We start from the raw sequence: 23,180 nt of genomic DNA on the forward strand, positions 1-23,180 counted from the left end.
ATTTTTCTTATCTCAATTCAAAATAATTTAAATTGATAGCGTCATTTTCAAAATAAATCCGGATTTTATTTTCACCTTTTTTAAAGCTGATTTCTTTTGTAGAAATGGTTTTCCAGTTTTCATTTCCGCCGGTGGGATTCAGTGAGATGTTGGTCAATAGTATTCCGGAAGCATCTTCAATCCTGATTTTTCCGCTCTTATTGCTTGCATAGTTGATGTCGAAAGTATACGCTTTATCCGTTTTTGAATGAATAGTATATTGTAGCCATTCCCCTTTGTCAGTTTTTCCGACATAATATTGTTTGTCTTTTGATTGATAAATATCAACCCCATCATTTCTCAGCTGATTTCCAGAATTCCACTCTGATCTTTTTGCCGGGTCGCTCACCCACAAATTAATAAAATCTTGATCATTGTACGCAAAATCCATTCGTCCTAAATCATAATCTGTTGCAAAAATTTTCCCCGGAGCCTGATGGTTTTTAAATGGTTTTGTAGAGTTGTCTTTTGTTTGTCTGAACATCGCATCAATTACATCGTTTTTTATTTCAACTTGAGAAAATTTATAATGATCAGCAATTGCCATCAAAGCTTTTGTAGCAAACTCCTTCGAAGGTTTTTCGCCATCGTTTTTCCAGTAATCCAAAAGCTTCTGATATTCAGGAGTGATTTTCACATTGGTAATTCCGGCGATATTATCAATTTTTTTCATTGGCCAGAATGCATATCCGATATTGTGTTTATCTAAAAGCTGAATCAGCTCTGTAAACCAAACATTTGAATTTTCTCCCGTTTCACCCAGCCAGATCGGCATATTGTATTTTTCACGCAGATCTAAAGCAAACTTGATAGTTTCTTCGTTGTTGTAGTTCCAGTATTTATGAAAACTGAACGCCATATTGTTGTCCCAGATCGGTATCAGTCCGTTATAATTATTTCCCCAGCCGTTTCCTTCGATAATGATCATGTGATTTTTATCAACCTCACGAATCGCTTCTGTAATGTCTTTTTGTAATTTCCATAGGGGAGCATTTGACATTTCATCTGTTCCATTAGGATTTTTTCCTGTGAAATTGATGTTCGGCTCGTTAATCAGATCATAACCTCCCATCCACGGTTCGTCTTTGTACCTTTCAGCTAATTTTTTCCACAGTGCAATAGTTTTCTTTTGATTTTCTTCGCTTTCCCAAAGTGAAGGTTTAGACTTGTCATTATCAGAAATATTAGCATCATTACCCTGTCCTCCCGGAGCAGCATGGAGATCTAATATCAGGTAAATTTTATTGTCTTTACACCATTTCAGTAAATCATCTGTCATTTTAAAACCTTCTTCCAGCCATGTATTTTGACCATTTATAGCTTCTTTTTCAATCGGCAATGTATACAAATTATAGTGCATCGGAAGTCTAATCGAATTGAATCCTGCCTTTTTCAGGAAATCAATATCCTGCTTTGTGACTCCGTTTTTCAGATAGGCTTTGTAAAAGTTGTTCATTCCGTCTTCACCGACTAATTCTGCAATTTTTTCTTTGATTTTAAATTGAGGACCGGCAAAATCTCCGGTTTTCAACATGTAACCTTCCTGCAGCATCCAACCGCCTAAGCCCAGACCTCTTAACTGGATATTTTCATCTCTATCATTGACGATTTTTTGCCCGCTCGTCTTTAATAGTTGTGATGTCCCAAATTGAGACAATAAAAGTGCGGAGATTAGGATGGATCTTTTCATGGTTTTAATTTTTAAAATAGATGGGAGCTTTTGATTGAATTTTAATGTATAAACAAATATATTCAAAAATAGTTGAATGATAATTATTTTAGCTCTAATATCATTAGATAACGACATTGATTTATAATGTAATTTGGGCTAGAGCCAATTAATTTAAATATAAAAAACGGACTAAAGCCCGTTTGCAGTTATCAATATTTCGAATTAATTTTTATAATCAAGAAATCAATTTCATAATCTCCAAGGCCACTTTCAATGCTTCAGTTCCGTCTTCCAAAGAAACTTCTACATTTTTATCCTCGAGAATGGCATCTGCAAAAGAATTTAATTCGTCTAAAATGGCATTATTCGGTTGAATGTTGGGATATTCAAATAAAATCTGGTTTTTTTCGCCTTCCGCATTTTCAATGATCATATCAAATGGAGTCGGGTTTTCGGGCGCATCTTTCATTCTTATTACTTCTGCTTTTTTTTCTAAAAAATCAACCGAAATATAAGCGTCTTTCTGGAAAAATCTGCTTTTTCGCATGCCTTTCATCGAGATTCTTGAGGTAGTCAGATTGGCAACACATCCGTTTTCAAATTCAATTCTTGCATTGGCAATATCCGGGCTTTTACTAACCACACAAACACCGCTTGCATGAATTTTTTTTACCTTAGATTTTACCACATTTAACAAAATATCCAGATCGTGAATCATCAAATCTAAAACCACGGAAACATCTGTTCCGCGAGGATTAAATTCTGCCAGACGGTGAATTTCGATAAACATCGGATTCTGAATATAATCTTTTGCCCCGATAAACGCTGGGTTGTATCTTTCGACATGCCCAACCTGCGCTTTGATTCCGTATTCTCTGCATTTGTAAAGAATTTCTTCAGCTTGTTGAAGCGTTTGTGTGATCGGTTTTTCAATAAAAAAATGAAGCCCTTTATTGATGGCTTTCAAAGCATAATCGTAATGATATAGAGTGGGTGTTACAATATCCAGCATCTCGATCTGATTTAATAATTCATCAAGATTTTCAAAATATTTATAACCGAATTCTGCTTCCAGTTTTTTACCGTTTTCTTCATCTTTATCGTGGAAACCAATAAATTCATATTTATCAGACTGATTCAGAAGTCTCAAATGTATTTTTCCCAAATGTCCGGCGCCTACCAAACCTGCTTTCAACATAGCTTTTAATTTTTGTAAATATAGTAATTTTAGGTAGTAAGAAACAGATGATAGGTTTTAGGTTGATAAATAGTGATTCTTTTTGTTATTTTTGTGAGAACTCAATTATCTAAAATTACTGATCAATAATGCAGGATTCATTCGCACATAAAGGAAAAAGAAAAATTTTGGTTGAATATCTCCGGAAAAAGATCGGGATTTCTGATGAAAATGTACTATCGGCAATGAACGAAGTGCCAAGACATCTTTTTATTGAAAGTATTTTTGAAGATTTTGCTTATGAAGATCGTGCATTTCCTATTTTGGCGCATCAGACGATTTCACATCCTTCAACGGTTGCCGAACAGTCTGAACTTTTGCAATTAAAAGCAGGTGAAAAAGTACTGGAAATTGGTACAGGTTGTGGATATCAAACCGCTGTTCTGTTGGCAATGAAAGGTTTGGTATATACGGTTGAAAGGCAAAAGGATTTATTTGATCATTCCAAAAAAAAATTCAGACAACTGCATTTATATCCAAAGTTTCAGAGTTTTGGAGATGGGTTTGCGGGTTTGCCGACCTTCGCTCCTTTCGATAAAATTATTGTGACATGCGGAGCTGCGGTTTTGCCGACAGAATTATTAAAACAGTTAAAAGTAGGCGGAAAAATGGTCATTCCGTTAGGTCCGACTGACGAACAGGTTTTATACAGGTTTACAAAAGTTTCATTAACAGAGATAGAAAAGGAAGAATTTGGAGCTTACAAATTTGTTCCGATGCTCAATAACACAAACCAATAATTATGATAAATCCCGACATTCTTGATTATAATCAATCTCAAACTGATTCAGATAAAGAAATCTGCAATCTGCTATCTGAAATTATTGACGCAGAATTAAATGATTCAGAAAATAAAATCTGGCATAGTCATCCGGTTTGGTTTTTGGAAGGAAACCCAATTGTAGGTTATAGCAAACAGAAAAAAGGCATCCGTCTTATGTTTTGGAGCGGTCAATCATTTAATGAAGACAAACTGAATGTTGAAGGCGAAAAATTTCAGGATGCTTCTGTATTTTTTAATGATAAAAATGAAATAGCTAAAGCGGATTTAAAGAGGTGGATGGCAAAATCTGTAGAAATTCAATGGGATTACAAAAATATTGTTAAAAGGAAAGGCGAATTGTTGAGGCTCAAATAATTTTTTCGGAACGAAAATTGAACTTTAATCTAAATGAAAATTTAAAATAATCAACATAAGCCTCACTTGTAAAAAATGTGAGGCTTTTTATTTTATTGTAATCTAAGTTAAAACAAATCTAATGAAAGTATTCATCAATAAAAGAATTCCGGAGATCGGTATAAATATGCTGGAAGAAGCAGGTCTGGAAATAGTAATTCCAGAAAATGAAAACATATCTCATGAGGAATGGCTGAAATATTGCCAGAATGCAGATGTAATCCTGAATGTGGGGCAAAATAAGTATGAAAAAGAATTTTTTGAACAGTGTCCGAATGTGAAAGCCATTGCTTTATATTCTGTCGGTTTTGATCATGTCGATATTCCCGAAGCCAATAAAAGGAGCATTCCGGTGGGTAATACGCCGGACGTTTTAAGCAGGGCAACTTCTGATATTGCATTTTTATTAATGCAATCGGTTGCAAGAAGGGCAAGCTATAATTTTCAAAAGGTTAAAGAAAACAACTGGGGAGATTTTGATCCTTTGCACGCTTTAGGTCAAGAATTGTATGGTAAAACACTGGGTATTTTCGGATTAGGAAGAATTGGTTATGAAATGGCTGAAAAATGCCGAAAAGCTTTCGATATGAAGATCATTTATCATAACCGAAACCATAACCGAGAAGCTGAAATAAAGCTTGATGCAAAGTATGTTTCATTTGATGAGCTGATTTTACAATCAGATGTTTTGAGCATTCATGCAAATTTTAAAGATGAGCAAGCCGATCTTTTTAACCAATCCGTATTTGAAAAAATGAAGACAGATGCAGTTTTCATAAACACTGCGAGAGGTGGCTTCCACAATCAGAAAGATTTATACCATGCGCTGGCTGAAAAAAAAATCTGGGGTGCAGGTCTTGATGTTACCAATCCTGAACCAATTTTGCAAGATGATCCTATTCTGGACTTGTCAAATGTCTGCATTTTACCGCATATTGGTTCGGCAACTGTTGAAGCTAGGAACGGAATGGCAAAACTGGCGGCAAAAAATATCATTGCATTTTCAAATGGTGAAAAAATGCCATATTGCGCTAATCCTGAAGTTTATGAATAATTATCGAAGGTTGGAATCATTTTTGTCTTATCATTAACAACACTAAATACTAACATTATGATAGCAGAAGATAACACCAACGAGCAGGAAAGAAAATTGCAGGAAATGGATTACAATCCTGGCGAAGATATTTTCAATAAAGAAGAGCATATTCCTCTGGATGGGGATGGAAACCCAATCATCAATCCCGGTCATGTAAACGATGGGATGCCTTATGGTCTCGATATTCCCGGAGCTGAAGATGATGATAATTTCGAACAGATTACAGATCAGCTTCCCGATGAAGAAAATGATTTCTATAACGAGCTTGATGACGAGGACGAAGAAGAAGAAAATGATGAAGACCCGGTAAGCTAAAAAAAATAAGTTTATAAGCAAAAAAGCTATCTCATAACGAGATAGCTTTTTTTTATTAATAAAATATTAAATATAGGTAAATAAATATTTATGTTTGATTATTTTACATTTAAAAAGTGTTATTTTTGAATAGAATTTATTACTAAATGATTATGGTTTAATTTAAAATTAAATTTAATGAAAAAATATTTATCTGTTTTATTAATACTTATTGGTTTTTTAGCTTTTTCTCAAGCACCGCTTCAGGTTAAAATAAAAGACGTGCTGGGAAACGAAAATTTCCACGTCAGTTGTACCAATGATCTGGATGCTGCAGGATGTCTCCAGCTTCATGTAGAATATCCTGTTTTGAAAGAAACCACAACGTATGCGGTAACGCAGGAAGTTTATAATCCTGCTGTACCATTAAATCAGGGTACGTCATTAAATGCGAATTTTGATGATCTTTTTGCGGTGAAATTAGATCTGCCGTTTTCGTTTTGCTTCTTTAATCAGAATTTTAGTTCATTAGTTGTCGGTTCAAACGGAATGGTGACTTTTGATCTGAGTCAGCTAGGAAACATCAATTATCCCAATGTTTTTTGGGAAAATCCGAATGCAAGTCTCCCAAAAAACTCAATTTTTGGAGTTTATCATGACATGGTATTTTCTGCAGGAGATTCTTCTGAAATTTATTATTCGACGATAGGCACTGCTCCTTACAGAAAATTTGTGATTAATTTTTTTGACGGGAGGGTAGCCGGCTGTACAGACCGATCTTCATCACAGATTGTTTTGCACGAGACAACCAACATTGTTGAAGTTTTTGTTGATAAAAAACTGACTCCATGTCCTACAAGAAAGTTTGAAAATGCATTGATCGGGATCATGAATAATGATGGAAGCTTAGGGTATTCTCCCTTGTCAAGAAACACCGGGAACTGGCAGGCACTACAGGAGGCGTACAGATTTACACCATCCGGAGCAGCAGTTCAGCCGGTGGTAACTTGGACGAATTCTGCCGGACAGGTTGTTGGAAATGGGGTACAGACCAATATTTGTCCTACACAAAATGATACTTTTACAGCGACTGTTCAGTTTAATGTCTGTGGAAGCAGTTTCCTGAATTTTACGGATGATTTTATTATTGATTTTGACGCAACATATCCCGTTGCAAAAAATTATTCTCAGAATTTTTGCGGTAATGCTCCGATTAATATCAATCTGAATAGTTTTAAACCAAATCTTACCTCTCAAAACCCTTCAAACTTCAATTTCAGTTTTCATTCTACGATGCAGGATGCGCAATCGGGTCAAAATCCCTTATCCACAACTTACAACTTAACCTCTAATACTGTCTTTTATGTAAGAATTCAGAATCCGAATGTTCCTGCTTGCTTCAGAATTGCAGTTCTTACCCTTAATTTTCTAGGTAAAAACCTGCTCACTGATACCATTTCCATTTGTGATACCAATAATAATGGTATTGAAAACGGATATGATCTTACCCTTTTAAACAATCAGATTCTTCCGCCAGGAACAACCGGGATTACCTACCATACTACTCAAAGTAATGCTCAAAGCAATACCAATCCCATTGTTGCAGCAGACATTACAGTGACAACAAAAATTTGGGTAAGACTACAGGACGCAAATTGTGTATATGTTTTGGGGCCTTTGAATTTTAGTTTAAAACCAGGAGTCAATGCCAATTCTATCGGTCTTTATAACTACACAATCTGCGATATCAATGATAATAATTCTGAGCCCTTTGATTTTGCACTCAATATTGGACCATTACTTTCAAGTCAGACGGGAGCTGCTTTTTCTGCTTTTACGACATACGCCGGAGCATACAGCGGAACTGGTACGGCTGTTGGAACAATAAAGAATGGTTTACAGACTGTCTTTATCAGGATAGACATTCCGGGTGGATGTTTTACAGTCATTCAGGTTGATATGAATGTAACTTTCACTCAGATTAAGGCAAATGAAAAAAATGAATATATCTGTTTTAATGGAACTCAGGATATCAGTTTCAATTTACAGGCACTTTCTGCAAACATGCTTATATCACCTGCTACGGTTCCGGTAACAGCTTTTTATGCAACGAATGACGATGCTGAAGCTGAGAATAATCCAATTTTGCCTAACCAAACCATAACCACTGACGGTGATTTTGTATCTCAGACCTATTATGTGCGCTTTGAACAGTCTGATGATTGTTACACAATCAGAGCCATCAATGTTTATCTGGTTCATCCCGTGATAGTCAGTTCAAATTTCAGTATTTGCGATTTTAATAATGATAATTCGGAAGTGGTTGCATTAACACCTTTTTCGGCAGCAATCATTGGTACTCAGAATGCGAGTGTATTGTTTTATCTGAATTCTGCCGATGCACAGTCCGGGAATAATGCTGTTACAAGCGCTACAATTAATGGTAGTACCCAGATTTTTGTAAAAATCACTTCTTACAGCTGTACACAGATCTATCCGGTAAATTTCTCTCTGGTTTCTACACCGGCTGTAAACCCGTTAGTAAATATTGCTTTAAATAATATCTGCGACAATAATAATGACGGTATTGAAGCGTACAATCTTACTCTTGCACAACCACAGATTTACAATGGATCTTCAGCCGTTACCTTTACTTACTATACAGCTTACAACGCTGTAACTCATACATTTTCTGGTGAAATTACCAATCCAACGCAATTTTCAGTACAGGGAAGTGCAACAGTTTATGTAAAAGTGAAATTCAATAACAGTGAATGCTTTTCGGCCTCTCAGCTGAATATACAACTTACTTTTTTACCAGTAGTCGTTCTGGCAAATGCTGTTTTGAATACCTGTGATGAAGATTTTAATTTAAGTGAAACCTTCCAGTTGAATGATGCGATACCGCAGATGTTTTTACCATCTCAGAATACGTATGCGCTTTCAGATATTGATATCTCATATTATCTTACCTCCGCCGAAGCCAATGCCGGAAATGCAGCCAGCCAGATTGGGAACACTTACACGACGAATATTTCTTCTGTACAGATTTGGGCAAGATATCAGTCGAAAACTACAGGATGTTTTTCGGTAGCGGCGATCCAGCTCAATACGTATTTTCCGCCAAAGGCAATCAACTCAAGCATAACTATTTGTGATGAGAACTTAGATGGAACATATGAAGTCAATTTGATGAATTTTACCAATTTGTATGTGGATATTCCGAATCCCATGAATACTTTCAGTTTTTATCTGACTCAGCAGGATGCTCAAAATGGCGTGAATGCCATTGCGAATCCTACCAATTTTACTGCACAACCATTTCCAAATCAGATTTGGGTTAAAATTCAGAATATTCCAGGGTGCGATGATATCGCAAGCATTAATTTTATCGTGGGAACTAAAGTCGTTCTTCAAAATGCCGGACCTTTCAATTTAGACAATGTCTGTGATAATGGAAATGACGGAATTGAAAGTGTGAATTTAACACAGTTTCAGCAGCAGATCTATTCCGGGTCTAATGCAGTATTTACCTATTATCCGTCTTTGGCGGCCCTGAATTCGGGAACGAATACAATCACAAACCCTGCAAACTATCAGTTTAATCAAATTTCAGGTTCAAATATTGTTTATGTAAAAGTAAGCGTTCCGGGATTCTGTCCTGAAATAGCGAGCATTAAAATTTCACTGAAGAAAGTACCGATTTTTGAAATTCCGACCCAGTATTTCTGCCCTGACGGAACTTTTACCTATACTTTGAAAGTGGAAGGTCACACGATTATAAGTTATGTCTGGACAAATCCTTCAGGACAAGTCGTATCAACCACCGACACGGTTACAGGAATGAACGCTGTCGGAACTTATTCTGTAACAGTCACATCAAATAATGGATGTTCTTACACGGCAACATTCGAGGCTAAATATTATGATGTTCCTGTTATTCAGCAAATGGTGGCCAGCGGAAATACGTACACGATCACAGCAACAGGCTCACAACCGATCGTCTATTCAATTGACGGAATTACATGGCAGTCGAGTAATGTTTTCTACAATTTACCAACCGGAATTATTACATTCTATGTTAAATATGTTGAAGGAAAATGTATTGTAAAGCAGGATGGAGTAATTTTAGATATTAAAAATGCCATTACACCAAACGGAGACGGTGCAAATGACAAATGGATCATCCGAAACCTGCATGTTTTCGGAAGTAAAATGACCAACGTAAAAGTATTTGACCGTTATCAATATTTGATTTTTGAACAGAATACCAATACTCAGATCATCTGGGACGGTACAATTTCAGGAAGACCAATCCCGACCTCAAGTTATTGGTACGTGATCACACTTCCGGACGGCAGAACATTTACCGGCTGGATTCTCGTAAAAAACACGAATTAAATCCTTTTAAATAATTGATAAAAAACCTCATTGATTTTCAGTGAGGTTTTTTATATGCAAATAAATTATTAGCAGCATACAATTCCCCTCCTCTGGAGGGGTGGATTCGGCCGCAGGTCGAATACGGGGTGGTTATAAAGCAGAATTAAATTTCAAGATTTTACTGTCACACATTCTCAAACCACCCTGTCAAAAATTCTTTCGAATTTTCGCCACCCTTCCAGAGGAGGGGAATTTGTGCGGAAGAAACAATTCCAGTAGACCGTATATTTTCACACATTAGTTGCAGGAATTTTCTAATTTGAATATCTTTAAAACCACAAAATTCAATAACTATCAACCAACAACAATCAAGTATAAATGACTTTCCAGGAACACATACAACAGGGAATCCCATCACAATTACCTCAGCCAAAACCATACGAAACCCACATCAACCACGCTCCGAAACGTAAAGAAATCTTGTCAGACGAAGAAAAAAAACTTGCTCTGAAAAACGCTTTACGCTACTTCGAACCAAAATTCCACGCAGAATTGTTGCCGGAATTTAGAGATGAATTAGAGAAATACGGTAGAATCTATATGTATCGTTTCCGTCCGGATTATGAGATGAAAGCGAGAGACATTGCAGAATATCCCGGGAAATCTGAGCAGGCAAAAGCCATTATGCTGATGATTCAGAACAATCTGGATTATGCCGTAGCACAACATCCGCACGAACTGATTACGTACGGTGGAAACGGTGCGGTGTTCAGCAATTGGGCGCAGTATCTTCTGACGATGAAATATCTGTCTGAAATGACAGATGATCAAACGTTGACCATGTATTCCGGTCATCCGATGGGACTGTATCCTTCGCACAAAGATGCGCCGAGAGTAGTGGTGACGAATGGAATGATGATTCCAAATTATTCCAAGCCGGATGATTGGGAAAAATTCAATGCGCTGGGTGTTTCACAGTACGGACAGATGACGGCTGGATCTTATATGTATATTGGTCCACAAGGAATTGTGCACGGAACAACGATTACCGTTTTGAATGCTTTTAGAAAAATCAATAAAGAACCAAAAGGCGGATTATTCGTCACTTCAGGTTTGGGCGGAATGTCCGGAGCTCAGCCAAAAGCCGGAAATATCGCAGGTTGCATTACGGTGATTGCGGAAGTGAATCCAAAGATTACCAAAATCCGTCACGAACAGAAATGGGTGAATGAAATCCACGAAAATCTGGATGAAATGGTGGCAAGAGTAAGAAAAGCTCAGGAAAATCAGGAAACGGTTTCTTTGGCTTACCTTGGAAACATCGTCGATATCTGGGAGAAATTTGATGAAGAAAATTTAAGAATCGATATCGGTTCAGACCAGACTTCGCTTCACAATCCCTGGGCGGGAGGTTATTATCCGGTCGGACAAACCTTTGAAGAATCCAATACCATGATAGCAGAAAACCCTGAATTATTCAAAGAAAAAGTTCAGGAAACCTTGAGAAGACACGCTTCCGCCATCAACAGACATACCGCAAAAGGAACTTATTTCTTCGATTACGGAAATGCGTTTTTACTTGAAGCTTCCAGAGCCGGAGCCGATGTAATTTCGGAAAATCCTACGATTGGAAGGGAGTTTAAATACCCTTCGTACGTTCAGGATATTATGGGACCGATGTGTTTTGATTATGGTTTCGGGCCGTTCCGTTGGGTTTGTACCAGCGGAAAACCTGAAGATTTGCAGAAAACCGATGATATTGCGTGTGCCGTTTTAGAGGAAATGATTAAAACGTCGCCCGAAGAAATTCAACAGCAGATGAAAGACAATATCACGTGGATCAAAGGCGCTCAGGAAAACAATCTGGTCGTTGGTTCGCAGGCGAGAATTCTCTACGCCGATGCCGAAGGAAGAATGAAAATCGCTGAAGCCTTCAACAAAGCCATTGCCAACGGAGAAATCGGAGCGGTGGTGTTGGGAAGAGACCATCACGATGTTTCAGGGACGGATTCGCCGTACAGAGAGACTTCCAACATTTATGACGGCTCGAGATTTACGGCAGATATGGCGATTCAGAATGTGATTGGCGACAGTTTCCGTGGGGCGACCTGGGTGAGCATCCACAACGGTGGTGGCGTTGGCTGGGGCGAAGTGATCAACGGTGGTTTCGGGATGTTGCTCGATGGAAGCGATGATGCCGACAGAAGATTAAAATCGATGCTCTTCTGGGACGTCAACAACGGAATTTCCCGAAGAAGCTGGGCAAGAAATGAAGGGGCTGTTTTCGCCATTAAAAGAGCAATGGAAGCCGAACCGAATTTGAAAGTGACGTTGCCAAATTTTGTGGATGAGGGTTTGTTTTAAAACTTTTTAGATATGGAAAAAACCTGCTGTGAGGCAGGTTTTTTGTGTTTTGTCATTAATTAATTATTTATTACGAACTAATTTAAAGTTCATATTTTATGTTTTTTCTCTATATACAAAATCACATCTTTAGTTACTAATCTATGAATTGCCGAAATTATTGTTTCCATAATTTCATAATCTGGCTTTTGTCCTTTTACTGGAATTGAAATATTTAATGCGTCAGCATCTTTAGCATAAAAATTTCTTCCATAATTAAATTGTCCGTTGTAAGAAGATTTGTGGATTGCAGAGGTTATAAAAAGTGATGTAAATTTTGGAGATTTTTCTGTATGAATTACTGCAATATGATCATCTGCACCGTATCTATAATTTCTATATTTAGCTGAGCCAAACATATCAATTGTTATACTGTTTTCTGAAAATACAGTTACTTCATTTCCAATAAAATCAGAAACTCCTTCATTAGTTTCTCCTGCCGTAACAAATGGTAAAGTACCTGACACTCGATCTGCACTTCTTAGTCTTTTCCCACGTGTAGATTTTCCAAATAATTTTTCAAGATTAAAATTTTGCCATTCTAAGTTTTTATAATCTTCTAAAGCATGTTTTTCTTTTTCGGTCAGGTTATAATCATTTAATCCGTTTTTTGATAGATATGTGTTTAGTTTTTCAATTCGTTCTGCTTCCAGCTCTGCAACAAAGCTTTCCATAAAATCAATCTATAATATTATTTTTTATAGGCAATTGAACCTTTTCATCTTGTATTTTTGGCCATGTACACATGTTTTGATATCCAAATTTTTTTTTCAAAAAATTGAATGAATTAGCTAGAAATAAGCCTTGGTTATCAGTTATTTTAAATGTAGTTTTTAATGAAAAGACTCTAGCATGGGTTACCATTTTATATGAAAATCGACGATAAAAGGCTAAGCCAAACATATCAATTGTTATTGTACTTTTATCGAAAATATTTGCAATCACATCAGTTTTTCCTAAAACTCCATTATTTGTCAATCCAGCAGTTATTACATAGTTACCTTTCCCATTAATGTGTGTCTTCTGAATATCAAAATTACCACTTGAGCTGATAAATAATTTGTTCAATTCAAACTCACCCCACTTAACATTTTTTAATTTCTCATTAAGTGGGGTATTTACTTTCCCAAAGTTTCATCATTACTATTTTGTTTTAAAAGTGTACTGATTTCCCAAGCCAAATAGTCACTTACTGTTTTTTTGAAGTCTTGTAAAGTAGGCTTTGTGTCTATTATTGACGATTGATTCCAATCCGCGCCATTATTTGGATCAATAGTCCATTCATGATATTCTCTTTCAGTAAAAATATCGAGCTTGTTTTTTCCAAAACGCACTAAATTTACTAATTCATCATATCTTTCTTTCGCTCGATCATTATCTTTTAAATTGCTACTTGCTTTTTTACGATTAGTTCTTATGTATCCATCATTAGTGAAGTCAATGAATTTTACAATGTCATCAGTATGATGTTTTTCATTTACCTTAAAAACATAAATATTTGTTTGTACACTTGCTTTACCAATAAATATATCAACTGGCATTTTAATACTTGCTAAGAGAGTGTGTTTTTTTAATATTCTTTTATTGTATTCTTTAGCTTTTCCAGAACCAGCGGAGTTTTGAATAATAATAGCTGCATAGCCCTTATTCATCATATTGAGAGCTTTTTCTACGAAGTTCATTCCATTACCATTAGCAGAATAAGGTGGATTTAATATAAAAGCATCCGCCGGGAACGTCTTATCCTTCTTTCCATAACCATATTTACCATCAAAATCTTTTATGGAGTCAATATTTAAAATGTTTGAACTACCGTCACCCATTAAAATCATATTGAGAATAGCCAACATGTATACACTTGAAAGCAATTCTAAACCAAGAAGTTGCTCTGCTTTTATTTTAATTTCTTTTTGTATAAGTTCTTGAGGCGATTTAATAGTGTTTTTGGCATCATTGAGCATTTCATTCATCGCTGCTACCAACAAACCCGCTGAACCAGTTGCAAAATCCCATACGTAAGAATCTTTATCTATTCTTGCCAATCTCACCAAAAGAGAAGCGACATAGGATGGCGTAAGCACAACATCATTTAACTTATCTTGAGAGAAGCCTAACCAGCCATACATCTCATTAAATAGTTTGCCTGTAAAATCAGTTGTTAAGCCAATTTTATAATATATGCCCAAATCATCTACAATTTTAGTAAAAACTCTTTTCAACTGGCTTTCTCCATTTTCAACTTTGTTGATGTTTTCTGTAGTTAAGGTATTTTCTAAAGTTCTTAAAATTAAATTCTTCTTTTCTATTGGTATATCTTTTTCATCTAAAAAAGCTTTGATCTTTCTTACAATTATATCTCCGTCTTTGTTACCATTCTCATTTGACGATTTTAAATCAGATTTTTCAAGCGGTGTAACTTTTTCCGGTATTCCAAGAGTAGCAATTATTGACGCAGCAACAAGATAAACACGATCACTTTCTGCTAGTCCTTTTTCATTTTGGTAAATATCATTGTTAAGTTTTGCTAAACTCAAGTCTATCTCTTTTTCTCGTTGTTCTTTTAGTTTATCAAGTTCTTCTTGAGATAATTGTAAAGTTTTTATTTTGTTAATGAAATCATCAAAATTTGCTGGTAATAAAAAGGAAAAATCTGTGTAGTCACCAATTTTTTGTCCTGCTCCAAGATTGCTTCTTGACACGTAATAAACTCCTATTTCATGTTGTATTTGCCCCATTTCATCCTTATAACCAGTCATTCCGATGGCAATAATATCGGTGTAACTCGTGTGATGAAGCAAAGCGTTTGCATAATGCACCGCTCCATTTACAGCAAAAGAGTTAATGTTTTTAAAATTTGGTTCGTTTTTAGTCGTTCTATTTTCAACTTGACCATAACTATCCAGTTTTACAAGTTTATCTTTATAACCTTTATATTCTATGAGAATAGGAAAAGGATTTTTGTATTTATCATAACCTATTAATTTTACATCTGGACGATTTCCACCAGCTCCACCGTTTTTAGTATAATAGTCAAAAAGTGCTTTATCTATTTCAGAGTTTAGAGGTTCTTGCTCTAATTTATAAGGGAGTTTGAATGCTTTAAGCCATCCATTTGCTAAGTCGGCTATATTAGGTTCTATAGATTGTACAAATTTTTTTACTTTCATTATTTTAAGTTCCAAACTTTTAATCTGCAAAGTTAATGTTATCTTAGAAAAACGACCTAATTAGTCATAAAATATAATTGATAATAAATTAAAGTATTAGAATATTAAATAGAAAAAATGAGTACTATTTATTATTTTAATTTTCGGTGAAACAACCATAAAGTAAACTTCCCAACACCTCCGTTTATTTAAAATAACCCTGTTTATAACTTCCGTAGTCCTCCGGAAGTCTCCTAGCAAGTTGTGGGAAACCTTCGGAGGACTTCTTTGGTTTAAAACAAGATGGTTTGCTACCACAGAAGTTTTTTTATATTTGAATTTAATTTATTAATCAAAAAACGCAAACAGATGAAAATTGCACTCACTAAGTTGAGCACTAAAGACCTTGCGACTTTGGCTCAGAGTATTCTTCACAAACGGCTCAGATGAAAAAACTGATCGAAGAATTGGAAATCCCTCAAAACAGGCAGAAAATTACGGTTCTTTCTCTTGATCCGGCTTTTACCGAACTAAAATCCAAACATGAATTTTTTGAAACTCAATTTGCAGATCAGGCAGAAGCGAATGCAGACCTCCGACAGATGACGAGTGCGAGCGCCATTCGGAAAGATCTTGAGAAAAACTTGAAAACGTACATCAATCTCCTGACCGCAATGAAAGATGTTCAGGATTGGGAGCTTCTATACAACGATACCAACGAGCTGGTAAAAGCAGCTAAAAATTCTGAAGTAAATAGGAAAGAAGAAAAACCGGAATAAAACAGAAAGACTCAGCGGAAAGCTGAGTTTTTTGTTTAAATAATCTAAAGTCCAACTACCGTTAGTTCGAGTAGGGTTTTTGAAGAAAACCGTATCGAGAACTTTTTGAATGACAGACAAATTTTGTTTTTAAGCTCACTGGTTCTCGATACATTTTTCTCCGCTTTGCTGCGAGAAACGAAATCGAACCGACAGTCCTTTTTCTCTGCAGATTAAATGAATTACAGTAATGAATGTTGGTATTAAATTAATATTTTTGGTACATGAAATTACTAACCGTTAAACGAACAAAAAATTCATTGCAGCTAATTGATGAAAATAAATCTCTGATTGGAGAGCGTTTATCGGGACTTTTTGCAGGAGCAAATGAGCGATTAAAAATAAATGACACCATTTACAAAATAAGACATTCAGGCTTTTTGTACCGTAGTACTAAATTTTTTGACAGCAGCGGAAAATTAGTTGTCATGATTGATTTCGAGAAAGACAGGTTATTTTATTACGGTCAACCCTATACTGAAATTTACATTTTAAAATCTAACGGTTGGTTGAATGGCTCACAATCATTATATAATTTTTATAACGACGAACTCGTCATGAGATTTGATTGCAAAAGGTCATTTTTCAAATCACGATATGAAATTCAAATCAAAGAAGATTTTACCAATTCGATCATAATTCTGGCTTTTTTACAGTCCAATATAAAAGACCTGGAAGACTAATTAAATAAAAGAACATGAAAAAACTAGGAATCATCGGCTGCGGCTGGCTTGGAAGTCAGATTGCACAACGGCTATCAGATCAATATAAAATCTTTGCAACGACAACTACAGAATCGAAAGTCGGCGATTTAGAATCTAAAGGCTATCAGACAACATTGGTGAGTTTTCCAAATGAATTGGATCCTGAGATGAAAGAGTGGGAAAATGCAAAAGATTTAGATGCGATTATTATCAGCGTTCCGTTCTCCGGAATCCGGGGCGCAAAAATTCCTATGAATGAAAAACGTGAAAACCTATTGAATTTCATTGGAAATTACCAAGGTCAGTTGTTTCTGATGAGCTCGACCGGAGTGTATGCTCAGGAAGAAAAAGAATTCACAGAAGAAGATCAGCCTGCGGAAAATGTAGAGAGCGAAAGTTTTATCCTGGAAAAATTTCCACAGACCAATATTTTAAGATTGGGAGGATTAATGGGAGATCAGCGGCTTTTAAAGAATTACCATATTTCAAATCTCGATCAGCTGGTGAATCATATTCATTACGCAGATATTGTTTCGGTCATTGAAAAAATGCTTGAAAATCATTCTGAATCTAAGGTTTATAATGTTGTTGCCCCAATTCATCCAAATAAAGAAGAGGTGATCAATGCACAGAAAGATTTACCTTATGACGGAGAAAGAACCACGGTTGGTAGAACGATTTCTCCAGAGAAATTGAGTAAAGAATTGAACTTTGAATTTCAATATCCTGATCCGAGGTATTTTCATTTGTGAATGTTTTGATTAATAATTATGTTAAGAAGATGATGTTGATCTTCCGACCTTCCTCCACAGTTTAAAAAATCAAATACAAAACTCAGCAATTCACTGAGTTTTTTTTGCTTAAAAGTATATTAAATTTAATTCAAACACCCATTAATAGAGCAAATCTATGACTTCACTATTTCGAAAGTCAATCTTTAGTTCTAACTTTATTCTTTCAAATTTCAAATTATTAAAAAAGAATATTTATGAGTTCAGCAAATACAGAATCATTTAAGGAAATTTTTAAAAGTGAAAGCGACATCCCGGAAGAATACAAAGTTCAGGAAATTCATCAGAGAGTTTATCTTTTAAACGGCGAACTGGTGGAGTGGAAGGGAGAAGTCACAGAAATCTACTCTCCGGTCTGCATACGTACAGAGAAAGGCTTGGAAAGAAAATTATTGGGAAGCATTCCCAATATAGGTCCTGATGAAGCAATGGATGTACTTGATGCCTCTGTAAAAGCTTACAATAACGGTCTTGGTGAGTGGCCAACGATGTCTGTGGAAGGCCGCATCAAATGCATGCAGAAGTTTGTGTACCTGATGATCAAAGAACGAGATCTCGTCATTAAATTATTGATGTGGGAAATCGGAAAAACCTTGACTGATTCTACAAAAGAATTTGACAGAACCGTTGATTACATCAACCAAACCATCGATGCTTTAAAAGATCTTGACCGTGAATCATCCCGTTTCCAACAGGCGGAAGGAACGATTGCGCAGATCAGAAGAGCGCCGCTTGGTGTGGTTCTCAGTATGGGGCCTTTCAATTATCCGTTAAACGAAATTTTCACAACGCTGATTCCTGCTTTAATCATGGGCAATACAATTCTTTTTAAACTTCCCAAGCATGGTGTTTTAGCACATTATCCGTTGTTGAATGCCTTCAAAGAAGCTTTCCCGAAAGGAACGGTCAATACATTATACGGTAAAGGTTCGGAAATTATCACCCCGATTATGGAAAGCGGTAAAGTGAATGTTCTGGCTTTTATCGGTTCAAGTAAAGTGGCCAATGGTCTGAAAAAACTACATCCGAAAGTGAATCGTTTAAGAGCGATTTTAAGCTTAGATGCAAAAAATGCAGCTATTGTTACTAAAAATGCTAACCTCGATATTGCTGTAAGCGAAATTATTCTCGGCGCACTTTCTTTCAACGGACAGCGATGTACTGCACTTAAATTAATCTTTGTGCAGAAAGATGTAGCCGAAGAATTTACCCGAAAATTAACAGCTGCAGTTTCTGCTTTGAAAGCAGGGCTTCCTTGGGAAAAAGATGTGAAAATCACTCCGCTCCCTGAAATTAACAAGCCGCCTTATCTTCAGGAATGTATTGAAGATGCCTTAGCAAAAGGTGGAAAAGTGCTTAATGAAAATGGAGGTTATAATGAAGAGTCCTTTGTTTTTCCAGCCGTAGTTTATCCGGTAAATAGTGAAATGAAGCTCTATCACGAAGAGCAGTTTGGTCCTATCATCCCCGTTGTTCCATTTGATACGATTGAGGAGCCTATTGATTATCAGGTCAACGCTTCACATGGAATGCAGGTAAGTATTTTCAGTGAAGATGCACAGGAAGTTTCTAAACTGATCGATCCGTTTGTGAACTTGGTGAGCCGTGTAAATATCAACTGTCAGGCACAACGTGGCCCAGATGTTTTTCCGTTTACGGGAAGAAAAGACTCTGCGGAAGGTACACTTTCCGTATTCGATGCACTTCGTTCGTTTTCTATAAGATCATTGGTTGCTGCAAAATCTACAGAATCCAACAAAAATCTTCTCAATACGATTGTAAGAGATCACGATTCTAATTTTTTGAGTACAGATTATTTGTTTTAAGAATGATTCTTTAAAATTAAAACCTGCTGTGAGGCAGGTTTTTTTGTTTTCTAATCAGTAATTCTTAGTGTTGCGATATATATGTTCTTTCCAAAATCTATTATTGCTTTTATGAGAAGCTATAAAATTTTTTGTGAACCTTTAATTTTAACAACAAATAAAATAAAATTGTAACATTTGTTTTTAAATACTACTAACTCTATAGAGTTGAAACCATGACCTCATTAGAACAGGAATTTTTAAGTAAAATCGAAAAACATAAAGGAATCATTTTTAAGATTTCTAAAATGTATATGGATGATAAAGATGACCGGGACGACCTCTTTCAGGAAATCACGTATCAGGTCTGGAAAGCCTATTCAAGTTTCAGAGGGGAGAGTGAATTTTCAACCTGGCTGTACAGAATCGCATTGAATACAGCAATCGTTTTTTTAAAATCAGAGAAAAAAAGAAGTTTTATAGCCAATGAAGATTTTACGGATTACAAAATTATTCAGGATGAATATGACCTCGAGAAGGAAGAAAAACTGTCTGAAATGTACCAAGCAATCCAACAATTAAATCCCATCGATAAAGCTTTTATTTTTTATTATCTGGAAGATTTCTCGGGAAGGGAAATTGCCGATCAGATGGGAATCTCCGAAGGAAATGTAAGGGTAAAAATGAATCGTGCCAAAAACAAACTAAAAGAAATCTTAAACGTGAATAAGTAATCACTAAAAATAATAAAATGAATATAGATGACCTTAAAAATACATGGAATAACGACGTTTCAGACGAAACACCCAAAATCAGTATCGAACAAAAAAACAAAATCAATCTTCCATTAGAAAAGATCAGAAAAAATATGAGAATGGAATTTTGGTCAACCGTTGCCATATTGCTTTTTGGTTTTGCTGTTGTCTGGATCCCTGTTCCGGAAGCGCCATTTAAATTCAAATTTTATCTGACGGTATTGCTGTTTTCGATGGTGATTGTTGTATCGTTTTTCTTCAGTAAGTTTTTTAAACTATATAAAGACATCAGCAGCCCGATGATGAAAACCTATGATTCTCTGAAGGATATAATGTATCAGTTTGAACTGAATAAGCAATATTATCTTTCATTTATTCTGTCGTTTGTACCTTTTTTAGTATGTGAACTGATTATTGTGATCGAATTCCTTCCGCATCGTAGACCTTTAAGTGATGTGGAGATAGCAACAACAATTATTTCTATGCTCGCACTCGGACTATTTGGGCTTTTCTTGCTCGGAAAGTATTGGTACAGGATTTTTTATGGAAAATATGTTCAGCAGATTGAAAATCTTTTAACTGAACTTAAAAATTAGCTTAAATTCATTGAAGATAATAAGCCGGAAATTCTCTCATAACCGAATACAAATCACGCCATTCAAAATATCTTGGACTTACACTTTTTATATCCTGAAATCCACGTTCTTTAAATAGTTTTTTTGTACGCGTCACATGAAAATACTGAGAAACAACAATACTGCTTTTGAATGGATATTTCTTTTGAAACTCCAAAGTGTTTTCTACAGTCAGTCTCGTATTATTTCCTTTATTATCTACTAAAATAACAGAATCAGAAATTCCTTTAGTGATGAGAAATTCTTTCATTTTATCTCCCTCATAAAAACCTTCTTTTCCCAACCCGCCGCTTACAAGAATCATTTTCACACGCTGTTTCTTGTAAAGATTTGCTCCGGTTTCCAAACGCTCTTTTAATCTTTCAGACAATGAACCGTCTTCATTCACTTTGCTTCCGAGAATTATGGCTAAATCCGCTTTTTGACCGTCATCAGATAATCCATCAATAATAATGTAAACAGTATGAATCAGAAACCAGGCAATCAAGCAAAATAAAATAATTTTAAAAGCTTTAAGGACAAATTTCATCTGATTAATTTTGAATTTTATTTGCTTTATTTTGGGTAATATCATTTTTAATCCAGTCGAGCTGCACATCTTTCCGGTTGAGTATATCCTGCATATTTTCAGAGATCTCAACATCAGGAATTACACCCTTTTTAGTATTGGTAAAATCAATATTCGGCTGTATAAGAAGCAGGCCAATCGGAAAATCTATTTTTGAGTTCGGAAGCTTCTGATAAGAATAAAATCCGGCAACCGTTCCGTCATTGGCTCCGCCGGTTTCTTCTCCTACCAATGTAGCTCTTTTGTCATATTGTAGTTTTGAAGAAATAACAGAAGATGCCGAAAAGCTACCACCGTTGATTAACATATATACCTTACCTTTAAAAACATTTTTCTTAGGTTTTGTAGGCTTATTTTCTTTCATTCTGTAATAGACCATGCCGTCTTTTCCTTTATAAACACTGAATATCTGAGAAAAAACATAACCCGGATATAATAAACCCTTAAGGATGTATTGCAACAGATTTGATTTTCGAAAATAATTGGTTTTTAAAGGGGTAAATTTCGAGGTAAGCTGTGAAGGTTTAACCAAAACAAAAGGTTCAGGAGCGAGATAAGAGTAGAGATTGTTGATTTCATAGAGCGAACCGCCATAGTTGTTTCTGATATCAATGATCAGATATGATGATCCGGCTTTATTTATTTTTGAAAAAGATTCTTTATAAAAGCGATCAGAAAATGTTCTCGAAAAGCTCTGGATTTTCATGTAAGCAATCATACTATCTTTATCCAAAAGTTTAAAAATTCTATTATAAGAGCTTGTTGAGGCAACATAATCGTTTACTTTCTTTTCTTCAGTTCTTTTTTTCTCCATTTGATCTTTTTCCAGATCTTCCTTGTTTTTAGATTCACGTCTAAGTTTTACGATTCTTTTTTGATTTTGATAAGACGTCTCGATGTTTGCGCTATCCAAAATTCCTTTTTCAGCGACATAGAAATTGAAAAATACATCTTTTAGATAATAATTCTGAAAAGTTGTATTATAACCATCACTGCTTATTAATTCACGGTATTTTTTAAGATAATCAGAAACTGGGATTTTATTGATGCTTAAAATTTCGGTTCCTGGTATTATATTTTCTACGGAATCTTTATTTTTGATGATATATAGATGATCTTTTTCTACATGATATTCAAATCTTCCGAAAAGTCCTTTTTTATTCTTCAGCACTTTAATTTCTTTTCTGCTGAATTTTTTCATCGGAATTTTTAAAGACAGATGACCTTCTCGGATCTTTGCAATAACCGGTTGAAGTTTAAAATAAAATTGAATTGGAGTGAGAGGTCTTTTAATCGTTTTCTTTAGGCTGTCAAATTTAAAATAGAGTTCTTTTTCAGATATATACCAATTGAGTTTAGGGTGCATTTCCTGAAGCTTGCGATAAGCAAAATCTACATCCTGATGAAGTTTTTCCGGTGAAATGGTTGATTGGGTATGTTTATTTTCCTTTTTTATGGATGCACACGAAGTAACAAGCAGTATAAAGATCAGGAATAGTAAATGTTTCAATTTGATCGCTTTTTTAAAGATTAAATTTAAAAAGTTTAAGATAGTTAAATTTAAAAAAAAAGTAAAAAAATATTTCAAACGTCCTAATAGTATTCTGTCATATGAAATGTGCAGAAAGTTATATATTTAAAGCTTACATTAAATTAA

At 35.4% G+C, this 23,180-nt stretch carries 19 protein-coding genes; 12 read left to right on the forward strand and 7 right to left on the reverse strand.

Annotation, left to right across the window (positions count from 1 at the left end; all coding sequences use genetic code 11):
- Window positions 1-7: 7 nt before the first annotated feature.
- Complete coding sequence (locus K0U91_RS12540; protein ID WP_220179887.1) at window positions 8-1,729, reverse strand: cellulase family glycosylhydrolase; 1,722 nt, start codon at window positions 1,727-1,729, stop codon at window positions 8-10.
- A gap of 217 nt (window positions 1,730-1,946) precedes the next feature.
- Complete coding sequence (locus K0U91_RS12545; RefSeq protein WP_220179888.1) at window positions 1,947-2,909, reverse strand: Gfo/Idh/MocA family protein; 963 nt, start codon at window positions 2,907-2,909, stop codon at window positions 1,947-1,949.
- Window positions 2,910-3,037: 128 nt separating this feature from the next.
- Between K0U91_RS12545 and K0U91_RS12550 the strand changes: the two genes are divergently transcribed.
- From K0U91_RS12550 to K0U91_RS12575, 6 genes are all read left to right on the forward strand, one after another.
- Window positions 3,038-3,688, forward strand: coding sequence for a protein-L-isoaspartate(D-aspartate) O-methyltransferase (locus K0U91_RS12550; protein WP_220179889.1), 651 nt, complete (start codon window positions 3,038-3,040; stop codon window positions 3,686-3,688).
- Window positions 3,689-3,690: 2 nt separating this feature from the next.
- Window positions 3,691-4,086 (forward strand): DUF1801 domain-containing protein, encoded by a 396-nt coding sequence (locus K0U91_RS12555; RefSeq protein WP_219969385.1) that lies wholly within the window; start codon window positions 3,691-3,693, stop codon window positions 4,084-4,086.
- 121 nt (window positions 4,087-4,207) lie between these two features.
- The gene (locus tag K0U91_RS12560) at window positions 4,208-5,179 is read left to right on the forward strand and encodes a 2-hydroxyacid dehydrogenase (RefSeq protein WP_220179890.1); all 972 of its coding nucleotides are present in this window, start codon (window positions 4,208-4,210) and stop codon (window positions 5,177-5,179) included.
- Between the two features lie 57 nt (window positions 5,180-5,236).
- A complete protein-coding gene (locus K0U91_RS12565; protein ID WP_219969383.1) occupies window positions 5,237-5,536 on the forward strand; it encodes a hypothetical protein in 300 nt (99 codons plus the stop codon).
- Between the two features lie 177 nt (window positions 5,537-5,713).
- Window positions 5,714-9,916 carry a T9SS type B sorting domain-containing protein gene (locus K0U91_RS12570; protein ID WP_220179891.1) on the forward strand — a complete coding sequence of 1,401 codons (4,203 nt, stop codon included), beginning with the start codon at window positions 5,714-5,716 and terminating at the stop codon, window positions 9,914-9,916.
- A 360-nt stretch (window positions 9,917-10,276) separates the two neighbouring features.
- Window positions 10,277-12,262, forward strand: a complete 1,986-nt coding sequence (locus K0U91_RS12575; protein WP_220179892.1) for a urocanate hydratase — start codon at window positions 10,277-10,279, stop codon at window positions 12,260-12,262.
- An 89-nt stretch (window positions 12,263-12,351) separates the two neighbouring features.
- Here the strand turns inward: K0U91_RS12575 and K0U91_RS12580 are convergent, their stop codons facing one another.
- The 3 genes from K0U91_RS12580 to K0U91_RS12590 are packed head-to-tail and all read right to left on the reverse strand — an operon-like array spanning window position 12,352 to window position 15,468.
- Window positions 12,352-12,975 (reverse strand): restriction endonuclease subunit S, encoded by a 624-nt coding sequence (locus K0U91_RS12580; RefSeq protein ID WP_220179893.1) that lies wholly within the window; start codon window positions 12,973-12,975, stop codon window positions 12,352-12,354.
- Window positions 12,976-12,979: 4 nt separating this feature from the next.
- Window positions 12,980-13,369 (reverse strand): restriction endonuclease subunit S, encoded by a 390-nt coding sequence (locus K0U91_RS12585; RefSeq protein WP_220179894.1) that lies wholly within the window; start codon window positions 13,367-13,369, stop codon window positions 12,980-12,982.
- Window positions 13,370-13,419: 50 nt separating this feature from the next.
- Entirely contained in the window at window positions 13,420-15,468 is a 2,049-nt protein-coding gene (locus K0U91_RS12590) for an HsdM family class I SAM-dependent methyltransferase (protein ID WP_220179895.1), read from the reverse strand.
- A 425-nt stretch (window positions 15,469-15,893) separates the two neighbouring features.
- Between K0U91_RS12590 and K0U91_RS12595 the strand changes: the two genes are divergently transcribed.
- The 6 genes from K0U91_RS12595 to K0U91_RS12620 all read left to right on the forward strand — a co-directional run bounded on the left by K0U91_RS12595 (window position 15,894) and on the right by K0U91_RS12620 (window position 20,916).
- A complete protein-coding gene (locus K0U91_RS12595) occupies window positions 15,894-16,226 on the forward strand; it encodes a DUF6261 family protein (RefSeq protein WP_220179896.1) in 333 nt (110 codons plus the stop codon).
- Between the two features lie 263 nt (window positions 16,227-16,489).
- Window positions 16,490-16,948 (forward strand): hypothetical protein, encoded by a 459-nt coding sequence (locus tag K0U91_RS12600; RefSeq protein WP_220179897.1) that lies wholly within the window; start codon window positions 16,490-16,492, stop codon window positions 16,946-16,948.
- 14 nt (window positions 16,949-16,962) lie between these two features.
- A complete protein-coding gene (locus K0U91_RS12605; protein ID WP_220179898.1) occupies window positions 16,963-17,721 on the forward strand; it encodes a Rossmann-fold NAD(P)-binding domain-containing protein in 759 nt (252 codons plus the stop codon).
- A gap of 236 nt (window positions 17,722-17,957) precedes the next feature.
- Window positions 17,958-19,586, forward strand: coding sequence for an NADP-dependent glyceraldehyde-3-phosphate dehydrogenase (locus K0U91_RS12610; protein WP_220179899.1), 1,629 nt, complete (start codon window positions 17,958-17,960; stop codon window positions 19,584-19,586).
- 215 nt (window positions 19,587-19,801) lie between these two features.
- Entirely contained in the window at window positions 19,802-20,299 is a 498-nt protein-coding gene (locus K0U91_RS12615; RefSeq protein ID WP_219969374.1) for an RNA polymerase sigma factor, read from the forward strand.
- Window positions 20,300-20,316: 17 nt separating this feature from the next.
- The gene (locus tag K0U91_RS12620) at window positions 20,317-20,916 is read left to right on the forward strand and encodes a hypothetical protein (RefSeq protein ID WP_220179900.1); all 600 of its coding nucleotides are present in this window, start codon (window positions 20,317-20,319) and stop codon (window positions 20,914-20,916) included.
- Between the two features lie 7 nt (window positions 20,917-20,923).
- On the opposite strand, the gene K0U91_RS12625 is transcribed toward K0U91_RS12620, so the two are convergent.
- Together K0U91_RS12625 and K0U91_RS12630 are read right to left on the reverse strand one after the other, a co-directional pair.
- Window positions 20,924-21,484 carry a YdcF family protein gene (locus K0U91_RS12625; protein WP_220179901.1) on the reverse strand — a complete coding sequence of 187 codons (561 nt, stop codon included), beginning with the start codon at window positions 21,482-21,484 and terminating at the stop codon, window positions 20,924-20,926.
- Window positions 21,485-21,488: 4 nt separating this feature from the next.
- A complete protein-coding gene (locus tag K0U91_RS12630; protein ID WP_220179902.1) occupies window positions 21,489-23,033 on the reverse strand; it encodes a S41 family peptidase in 1,545 nt (514 codons plus the stop codon).
- Window positions 23,034-23,180: the final 147 nt, after the last annotated feature.

The organism is Chryseobacterium sp. LJ668, assembly GCF_019613955.1.
Classification (GTDB): Bacteria; Bacteroidota; Bacteroidia; order Flavobacteriales; family Weeksellaceae; genus Chryseobacterium.

What these genes read in the sequence shown, in the direction of transcription:
- K0U91_RS12560 (WP_220179890.1), top strand. Translation starts at nt 4,208, where the DNA reads ATGAAAGTATTCATCAATAAAAGAATTCCGGAGATCGGTATAAATATG.
- K0U91_RS12620 (WP_220179900.1), top strand. Translation starts at nt 20,317, where the DNA reads ATGAATATAGATGACCTTAAAAATACATGGAATAACGACGTTTCAGAC.
- K0U91_RS12575 (WP_220179892.1), top strand. Translation starts at nt 10,277, where the DNA reads ATGACTTTCCAGGAACACATACAACAGGGAATCCCATCACAATTACCT.
- K0U91_RS12615 (WP_219969374.1), top strand. Translation starts at nt 19,802, where the DNA reads ATGACCTCATTAGAACAGGAATTTTTAAGTAAAATCGAAAAACATAAA.
- K0U91_RS12580 (WP_220179893.1), bottom strand. Translation starts at nt 12,975, where the DNA reads ATGGAAAGCTTTGTTGCAGAGCTGGAAGCAGAACGAATTGAAAAACTA.
- K0U91_RS12595 (WP_220179896.1), top strand. Translation starts at nt 15,894, where the DNA reads ATGAAAAAACTGATCGAAGAATTGGAAATCCCTCAAAACAGGCAGAAA.
- K0U91_RS12550 (WP_220179889.1), top strand. Translation starts at nt 3,038, where the DNA reads ATGCAGGATTCATTCGCACATAAAGGAAAAAGAAAAATTTTGGTTGAA.
- K0U91_RS12625 (WP_220179901.1), bottom strand. Translation starts at nt 21,484, where the DNA reads ATGAAATTTGTCCTTAAAGCTTTTAAAATTATTTTATTTTGCTTGATT.
- K0U91_RS12600 (WP_220179897.1), top strand. Translation starts at nt 16,490, where the DNA reads ATGAAATTACTAACCGTTAAACGAACAAAAAATTCATTGCAGCTAATT.
- K0U91_RS12605 (WP_220179898.1), top strand. Translation starts at nt 16,963, where the DNA reads ATGAAAAAACTAGGAATCATCGGCTGCGGCTGGCTTGGAAGTCAGATT.
- K0U91_RS12565 (WP_219969383.1), top strand. Translation starts at nt 5,237, where the DNA reads ATGATAGCAGAAGATAACACCAACGAGCAGGAAAGAAAATTGCAGGAA.
- K0U91_RS12590 (WP_220179895.1), bottom strand. Translation starts at nt 15,468, where the DNA reads ATGAAAGTAAAAAAATTTGTACAATCTATAGAACCTAATATAGCCGAC.
- K0U91_RS12540 (WP_220179887.1), bottom strand. Translation starts at nt 1,729, where the DNA reads ATGAAAAGATCCATCCTAATCTCCGCACTTTTATTGTCTCAATTTGGG.
- K0U91_RS12570 (WP_220179891.1), top strand. Translation starts at nt 5,714, where the DNA reads ATGAAAAAATATTTATCTGTTTTATTAATACTTATTGGTTTTTTAGCT.
- K0U91_RS12555 (WP_219969385.1), top strand. Translation starts at nt 3,691, where the DNA reads ATGATAAATCCCGACATTCTTGATTATAATCAATCTCAAACTGATTCA.
- K0U91_RS12545 (WP_220179888.1), bottom strand. Translation starts at nt 2,909, where the DNA reads ATGTTGAAAGCAGGTTTGGTAGGCGCCGGACATTTGGGAAAAATACAT.
- K0U91_RS12610 (WP_220179899.1), top strand. Translation starts at nt 17,958, where the DNA reads ATGAGTTCAGCAAATACAGAATCATTTAAGGAAATTTTTAAAAGTGAA.